The organism is Marinifaba aquimaris (assembly GCF_013328345.1).
Classification (GTDB): Bacteria; Pseudomonadota; Gammaproteobacteria; order Enterobacterales; family Alteromonadaceae; genus Marinifaba; species Marinifaba aquimaris.
In genome coordinates, this window is the sequence record NZ_JABULX010000002.1 from 245,995 (window position 1) to 252,466 (window position 6,472).

Consider the following 6,472-nt stretch of genomic DNA (forward strand, 5'->3'; position numbering starts at 1 on the left):
TAAAAAGCAGGCTTAACGCCTGCTTTTTTATTGTTCAATGTAACGTTTAGCTGGATAACCAGAATTTTGGAATTGCTCTATTTTCTGTTGCAGCTCTTGCTCTTGAGAAAACGGGCCGACTAATAACTGATAATTATCAGCCGTTTGTCTTATTTGCGTGGGTAACTGATACAGCAAGTTAAAAGCAACTGCGGCTTGCTCAAGTTTAGTCCTATCATCCGCCTGTTCGAGTGTGATAAAGCCGCCGGCCTGAGTCGCTAAAGCGCGAATTTCGACATTAGCGGTACCCGACTGAGTCACACCTAACTTAGTTGCCGCAGAATAAGATAAATCGATAATTCTTCCTGGGTGAAAAGGTCCTCTGTCATTAACCCTTACAATAGCTTTTCGGCCATTATCTAGATTGACCACTTCAACATAGGTAGGTAGAGGCAAGTTTTTATGCGCTGCTGTCATAGCAAACATGTCATATATCTCGCCATTTGACGTTAAATGACCATGAAACTTTCGACCATACCAACTGGCAATACCACGCTCGACAAAACCATCTGCAGACTGCATAACTTGATAGTCTTTTCCCAGTACTCGGTAATCTTTGTTACCACCTCGACTTGGCGTAAGGTGTTTAGGAATAGGATCTATCATCTCTTGTTCTGTTGGCACGCGATCAGGCGCAATATCTTGCTTGAGCGCATAACGACTATTATTAGTCGAACTACATGCAGCCATTAGCAGACAGAGCAAAAAGGTAACTCGCTTTTGCATTATTTAGCCTTAGCCATTGTGAGTTGTTGCTTTTGAGCAGCAATTTGTTGTGATAACTGATACACCGCCATCGCATAAAGCGGGCTATGGTTATATCGAGTAATAGCGTAAAAGTTGTGGAACGTCAGCCAATACTCATCGCCATTTTCAATTTCAAGCGGCTGTAATTTCGCTTTTTGTTGTGCATTGATATCAGTTGAGACATTGACCCCCTTTGCCAATATATCAATTGCTTTCAGTTTAGGTTTATTGCCCTTAGTAAGTACCGACTTGTATTGCTCGCCTTGGACCTCAGCAGGGACGGTTACTGCTGCATCCAGCTTCCAACCGTGTTTTTTGAAATAATTAGCCACACTACCAATAGCATCGACAGGGTTATTAATTAAATCTCTTACACCATCACCGTCAAAATCAATCGCGTAATGTCGATAGCTCGATGAGATGAATTGCCCCCAGCCCATCGCACCTGCATAGGAACCTTTGAGCTCACTCATATCAAAGCCTTCTTCACGGCTTAATAAGAAAAACTCTTTCAGCTCTTTTTTGAAAAACTTAGCGCGTTTTGGGTAGTGAAAACCAAGTGTGTAAAGGGAATCTAAAACTTTGTGCTTTCCTAGGTACTGACCAAAATAAGATTCAACAGCAATGATGGCAACAACGAGCTCGGCATCAACACCTAGCTCTTTTTCTACTCGACGAAGTGCTTCTTGATGCTCTAACCAAAACGCGACACCTTTTTCAACGCGTTCAGGTTTTAAAAATATAGTGCGATATTTATACCAAGGCTTGGCTTCCCAAGGTTTAGTGATGGAATCAATGATACCTTGTTGCACTGCGGCTTTAGCCAGTGTTGTTTTCACATATTCACGTTCAAAACCGTGATTATTTACAAGGTCGTCTATGAATTGAGACTCTGAGTTGGCGATAGCAGGAGAAGAGGCAAAACCTACGGCCATCAAACCGGCGATAAGAAGTTTTTTTATCATAATTTGCTCCGAAATGTCGGATCAAATCTTAACACCGGATTTATTTAATTAGCTATGAAGAAATGAAAAATATCGCGATTTAATTTATTGCCATACTGGCTTTAAAACCAGACAGTGCATTGGCCAATTTAGGGATTAAGTCGTCTTTGTGTAATACAAAATCAGGGCCTAGCGTCTCAGCTGTATGTAAATTAGCGTAATTGGTCCCCGACATAACAATAACATAAGGAGCTGGATCTGATGTTTTTAAAAATATAGTTAACTCAAAGCCATCCATATCTGGCATGACAATGTCAGTAATGACTAAGTCAGCTCGATGTTGATGAAATTTTTTTCTTGCCTCGTCACCACTAAAAGCAAAATCCAACTCATAAGGTGAGTTGATGTGGTCACACAAAGCGAACTTGATGACTTTATGCATCATGGAGTCATCATCCACTACCAGTATCCGTGTCACTTCTGCAGCTCCTATTTTTCCTTCCAACGCTGTAATTAAAGTTTAGCTTTTAAACCTTGTAAAGACTAGGCTGCAATTTAATTAAGCATATGAATAATAAGATATTTCAACACGCGATATTTGAAAAAACCAAGCTGCATATTAGTGACTCCTAGCCATTAATTATCAGTGATTGAGATAATAAATCATTGTCATCGAGATACCTTTTTATGCTGCCAAAACTAGTTGTATAAATTTGGCGTTTTGAGTGGTCATCTGTGCTGATATGGTCAACAAATAAATTTCCCATCGCTAATTTGAACCGACTAACTTTCACTCTTTGTGGCTTAAAGTATTTTTTTGCATTCACTTTCAACTGCTTAACGTTAAGAGTTTGATAAATACTGGCATTGATCATATCTAAGGTAAATTCGGTACAGTTTTGATATTTATCATTAAACGGATTAGCAATAATCGAGTAATTTTCATTGTGTAATGACTGGTGTTGACCAGAGGCAACCAATTCAATCAATCGCTGCTGCAGTGCCGGAATGGGAATTAAAATCCCCGCTTTGAGCTCTGCTGCTCCCCAAAAAAAGTCGACCGGGAAATCATTCACTAGGTGGCTCTTGGCCGGATTTGTTGCTTTTTGATACAAATTATAAATTTGATATCCATTCACTACCTCGCCATCTGCCAAGGTCAATTGAGAATAAATGGCTACTGCCGTATGAGTAAATGCAATGCCATCAGGTAAAGACTCTGCTGATTGGCCGACACGAGCAATAATAAAGGCACGAGCACCTTGTTCAGCCGCTTGGTACTCAACCTGTTTAGCAAAAGCGATAACCTGTTCAGAACTAAATTGAGATTGCTGCTCAGCCTGACTAGCTTGTCCTGCCAAACTAGTCACACTAAACAAAGATAAAAAAGCGATGATAAAGAAATAACGCATTATTAAGACCTATTCTTCACAGTCAGCAAGCATGGCTTTAGGCGATCTGTCTGCAGTTATCGTGATTTCAGTAACCTCTAGTGGTTGCGGCTTACTAACCGCTGCATCAATGATACTTGCCCCAGCTGCAACACTCACAACACCCGCACTGCCAACGCTAATTAGCGGCACAGCAGAAGCAACGCTTGCAACTTGAACACTTGCTTTGGTTCCGTGTGAGGCGGCTAATGCACTGTGTTTAGATGCTTGTTGGCTATTATCCATAGAGCCATTTGCAAAAGAGCAAGTCGAGGTTAAACAAGCTGCTAATAAGATGATTGATAATTTAGTTTTCATTATTTTTTCCTGTTAATTCATGTTGAACGCAGGAAAAGATTAATTTCAGGTAGCCACTATGTAAACCTAAACAAATAATGTATAAACCTAATCAACCAAAAGTATTAAATTTATAAACCATGAGTGAAATTACCCAGATTAGCCAAACACTTAAGAAGTTGCTGAGAGAAAAGAAAATTACCTATAGAACACTGGCCAACGAACTTGAGATGAGTGAGGCCAATATCAAGCGTATTTTTTCCACTCAAACTTACTCACTCGATCGTTTATCACAAATCTGTCAGGTAATCGGATTATCGTTAACCGATTTATTTAATTTAGCGGAACAGCAAAAATTAAAAATATCGGAGTTAACCGAAGAGCAAGAGCAAGAGCTCGTCAGTGATCACAAACTTTTATTAGTGGCCGTCTGTGTTAAAGATGCTTGGCAATTTGAGGAAATTATTGAACATTACCAAATCGACCAATTTGAGTGCATTCAACTGCTAGCCAGGTTAGATAAACTCAAAATGATTCAACTCTTGCCCAATAATCGCTACAAGATCTTAATCTCTCAAGACTTTAGATGGCGAAAAAACGGACCGCTCGAAAGGTTTATGGAAAAAGAAGTACTCACTCGGTTTATGCAGTCTAAATTTGATAACGAAGGGGACTTCAGGTTTTATCTAAGAGGCACGTACTCTGAGAGTTCAATTGAGATCATTCAACGAAAATTAAACTTATTAATGCAAGAAGCAGCCATGCTCAACCAGGAGGATGCGAAGTTACCTTTGAACAAACGTCAACACATCGGCTTATTGCTCGCCATGAGACCTTGGCAATTACCTATATTTGAACAACTCAAAAGACAAGCTAACTAACGGAATTAACAGATGTCATTATTCAAGCGCTATAGTTTTATCATGTTGATTTTATTCAGCCCCATTACTTGGGCCAGTAATATCGACTGCATTCACATCCACCAAAAAGCCGAACAACAAGTAATATTTGCCGAACAAGGTCAATACCGATTTGCCAATGATATTGCTGTACCACCATTTAATTACACAAGCCAAAATGCTTATAGCGACTACCTAAATTATGCAAAAGCAAGAATTGCTAAACGAAATCCGCAAGCCGATTTTAAATGTCCAATAAAAACCGATATCAGCGCAATTTTATCTGCTGATGAAACAGGATTAACAGTTAAAGACCTAGTTGCACCTTTTGAATTAAAGCAAAATAACCAAGATAAGGTCGTTTTACTCATTCATGGCTTAACGGATTCACCTTATCATTTTCATGATTTAGCCGGTCATTTTTATCAACAAGGTTTTAATGTACGTACTCTACTGTTACCAGGGCATGGTACAGCAGCTAGTGACTTAATTGAGCTTGATAAAGCAGAGTGGCAACAGGCAACCACCTTTGCTATTGAAAGTAGTTTAAGCGATTACCAACAGGTTTATTTAGGTGGCTTTTCAACAGGTGGAGCATTAATACTTGATTATTTAATGGCAAGAGAACAAGTATCAGAGCAAATAAAAGGTATATTACTGTGGTCACCAGCTTCAAAAGCCAAAAGCGATTTGGCATGGGCGGCTCAGTACGTGAGCTGGCTAAGTACTTGGATAGATCAATCTGCAGATACTGACTTTGCTAAATATGAATCCTTTCCTTATAACGCGGCTGCACAAGTACACGCGTTAATGAACAGAGTTAATGGGCAAGCGGGTAATCAACGTTATTTCCACAATGTACCTATGCTTACCTTTGCAGCCCAAAACGATTCAACTATCTCAACAAGTGCCACAATTACATTAATCAACGAATGGTACCGAGCTAACCCCCACTCAGCTACTGAACTTGTTTATTATGGTGATGAGCTCGAACCAGCCCTGCTAAAAGGTATTAAACTGCAGCAAATCCCAGCCAATAAAAGCTGCCAAAGTGAAGATAAATGCGTATTGGATATCGCCCACACCGCCTTGATTAACGCCCCGACTAATGAACACTATGGCGTTGTAGGTTACTACCGAAATTGTGGTCATTACCCAATTGATAGCCAAGCATTTAGTGACTGTAAAAGTGCACAATACACAGTGAAAGGTGAATTAACTGAAGACACTAAACAGCACTACCCTGTATTCTCGCGTTTAACATATAACCCGCATTACTCTGCGATGCTTGAGCAAATCAACCAATTTATTAATTAGCAAACAAAAAGGTATAGCCTAGCTATACCTTTAGCCTTACATTTGTCGACATCAAACCTTTTGGTTTACCAAAAGGATAATAATGGCAATACTGCTCCTCAAGCAATCAGCAACAAGCTGATATTTATTAAGAACAAAGGAGCGTTATCATGAACCCAACACAACAACCAACAAAAACTTATTTTGTTGCTTCAATTGTCGCTTTAGCAGCTGGCATTTCAGCTTATAGCATAGGTCTATTCAATGCCCAAATGCTACTAAATGAAAAAGGTTATTATCTTATTGTTTTACTATACGGTTTATTCGCCACCGTCTCGCTACAAAAAACAATTCGAGACCAAGCTGAACAAGTAAAAACCTCTAAGCTGTACACTAACCTAGCGTGGTTCGCATCAATAAGTGCAATAGGTTTACTGGTCGTTGGCTTAATTAACGCAGACTTACTATTAAGTGAAAAAGGCTTCTATGCCATGGCTTATATTCTGAGTTTATTTGCTGCTGTTACCGCACAAAAGAATATTAGAGATAAACAAGCTCAAGAAATTGCTTAACTGAGTGACCCATCCTAGTATGGGTTGACACTTTTTTGATTAAAACGCCTGATGAATTTCATCGGGCGTTTTGTATTTTAAGGCCGAATGTGGCCTTTGTTGATTATATAAATCGACTGATTGTTTTACCATTTCCCTTGCCTCATTTAGGTTATTTGGTTTCATTAACAAGTATTCGTTTTTAAGAATACCGTTTACTCTCTCAGCCAGTGCATTTTGATAGCAGTCATAACCATCTGTCATTGAAC

Annotated in this window: 9 protein-coding genes; 3 read left to right on the forward strand and 6 right to left on the reverse strand. The window is 39.4% G+C overall.

The window, feature by feature from the left end; translation table 11 throughout:
- Window positions 1-27: 27 nt before the first annotated feature.
- From HR060_RS19595 to HR060_RS02605, 5 genes are all read right to left on the reverse strand, one after another.
- A complete protein-coding gene (locus HR060_RS19595) occupies window positions 28-765 on the reverse strand; it encodes a septal ring lytic transglycosylase RlpA family protein (protein WP_174198701.1) in 738 nt (245 codons plus the stop codon).
- A complete protein-coding gene (gene mltB, locus HR060_RS02590; protein ID WP_174198702.1) occupies window positions 765-1,751 on the reverse strand; it encodes a lytic murein transglycosylase B in 987 nt (328 codons plus the stop codon). The genes HR060_RS19595 and mltB overlap by 1 nt, the downstream gene beginning before the upstream one ends.
- A gap of 79 nt (window positions 1,752-1,830) precedes the next feature.
- Window positions 1,831-2,208, reverse strand: coding sequence for a response regulator (locus HR060_RS02595; protein WP_174198703.1), 378 nt, complete (start codon window positions 2,206-2,208; stop codon window positions 1,831-1,833).
- A gap of 151 nt (window positions 2,209-2,359) precedes the next feature.
- Window positions 2,360-3,142, reverse strand: coding sequence for a DUF2145 domain-containing protein (locus HR060_RS02600; protein WP_174198704.1), 783 nt, complete (start codon window positions 3,140-3,142; stop codon window positions 2,360-2,362).
- A gap of 9 nt (window positions 3,143-3,151) precedes the next feature.
- On the reverse strand, window positions 3,152-3,478 hold the full coding sequence (locus HR060_RS02605) for a hypothetical protein (RefSeq protein WP_174198705.1): 327 nt from the start codon (window positions 3,476-3,478) through the stop codon (window positions 3,152-3,154).
- Window positions 3,479-3,597: 119 nt separating this feature from the next.
- Between HR060_RS02605 and HR060_RS02610 the strand changes: the two genes are divergently transcribed.
- From HR060_RS02610 to yiaA, 3 genes are all read left to right on the forward strand, one after another.
- The gene (locus HR060_RS02610) at window positions 3,598-4,338 is read left to right on the forward strand and encodes a helix-turn-helix domain-containing protein (RefSeq protein WP_174198706.1); all 741 of its coding nucleotides are present in this window, start codon (window positions 3,598-3,600) and stop codon (window positions 4,336-4,338) included.
- A gap of 12 nt (window positions 4,339-4,350) precedes the next feature.
- Complete coding sequence (locus tag HR060_RS02615; protein ID WP_174198707.1) at window positions 4,351-5,673, forward strand: alpha/beta hydrolase; 1,323 nt, start codon at window positions 4,351-4,353, stop codon at window positions 5,671-5,673.
- Between the two features lie 149 nt (window positions 5,674-5,822).
- Window positions 5,823-6,224 carry an inner membrane protein YiaA gene (gene yiaA, locus HR060_RS02620; protein ID WP_174198708.1) on the forward strand — a complete coding sequence of 134 codons (402 nt, stop codon included), beginning with the start codon at window positions 5,823-5,825 and terminating at the stop codon, window positions 6,222-6,224.
- Window positions 6,225-6,263: 39 nt separating this feature from the next.
- Here the strand turns inward: yiaA and HR060_RS02625 are convergent.
- Window positions 6,264-6,472 (reverse strand): integrase core domain-containing protein (locus HR060_RS02625; protein ID WP_174198709.1); only part of this gene is annotated, 209 nt, incomplete at its 5' end.

Bases quoted from the DNA above. Each gene is read 5' to 3' on its own strand.
- HR060_RS19595 (WP_174198701.1), bottom strand. From the start codon at position 765: ATGCAAAAGCGAGTTACCTTTTTGCTCTGTCTGCTAATGGCTGCATGT.
- mltB (WP_174198702.1), bottom strand. From the start codon at position 1,751: ATGATAAAAAAACTTCTTATCGCCGGTTTGATGGCCGTAGGTTTTGCC.
- HR060_RS02600 (WP_174198704.1), bottom strand. From the start codon at position 3,142: ATGCGTTATTTCTTTATCATCGCTTTTTTATCTTTGTTTAGTGTGACT.
- HR060_RS02605 (WP_174198705.1), bottom strand. From the start codon at position 3,478: ATGAAAACTAAATTATCAATCATCTTATTAGCAGCTTGTTTAACCTCG.
- HR060_RS02610 (WP_174198706.1), top strand. From the start codon at position 3,598: ATGAGTGAAATTACCCAGATTAGCCAAACACTTAAGAAGTTGCTGAGA.
- HR060_RS02615 (WP_174198707.1), top strand. From the start codon at position 4,351: ATGTCATTATTCAAGCGCTATAGTTTTATCATGTTGATTTTATTCAGC.
- yiaA (WP_174198708.1), top strand. From the start codon at position 5,823: ATGAACCCAACACAACAACCAACAAAAACTTATTTTGTTGCTTCAATT.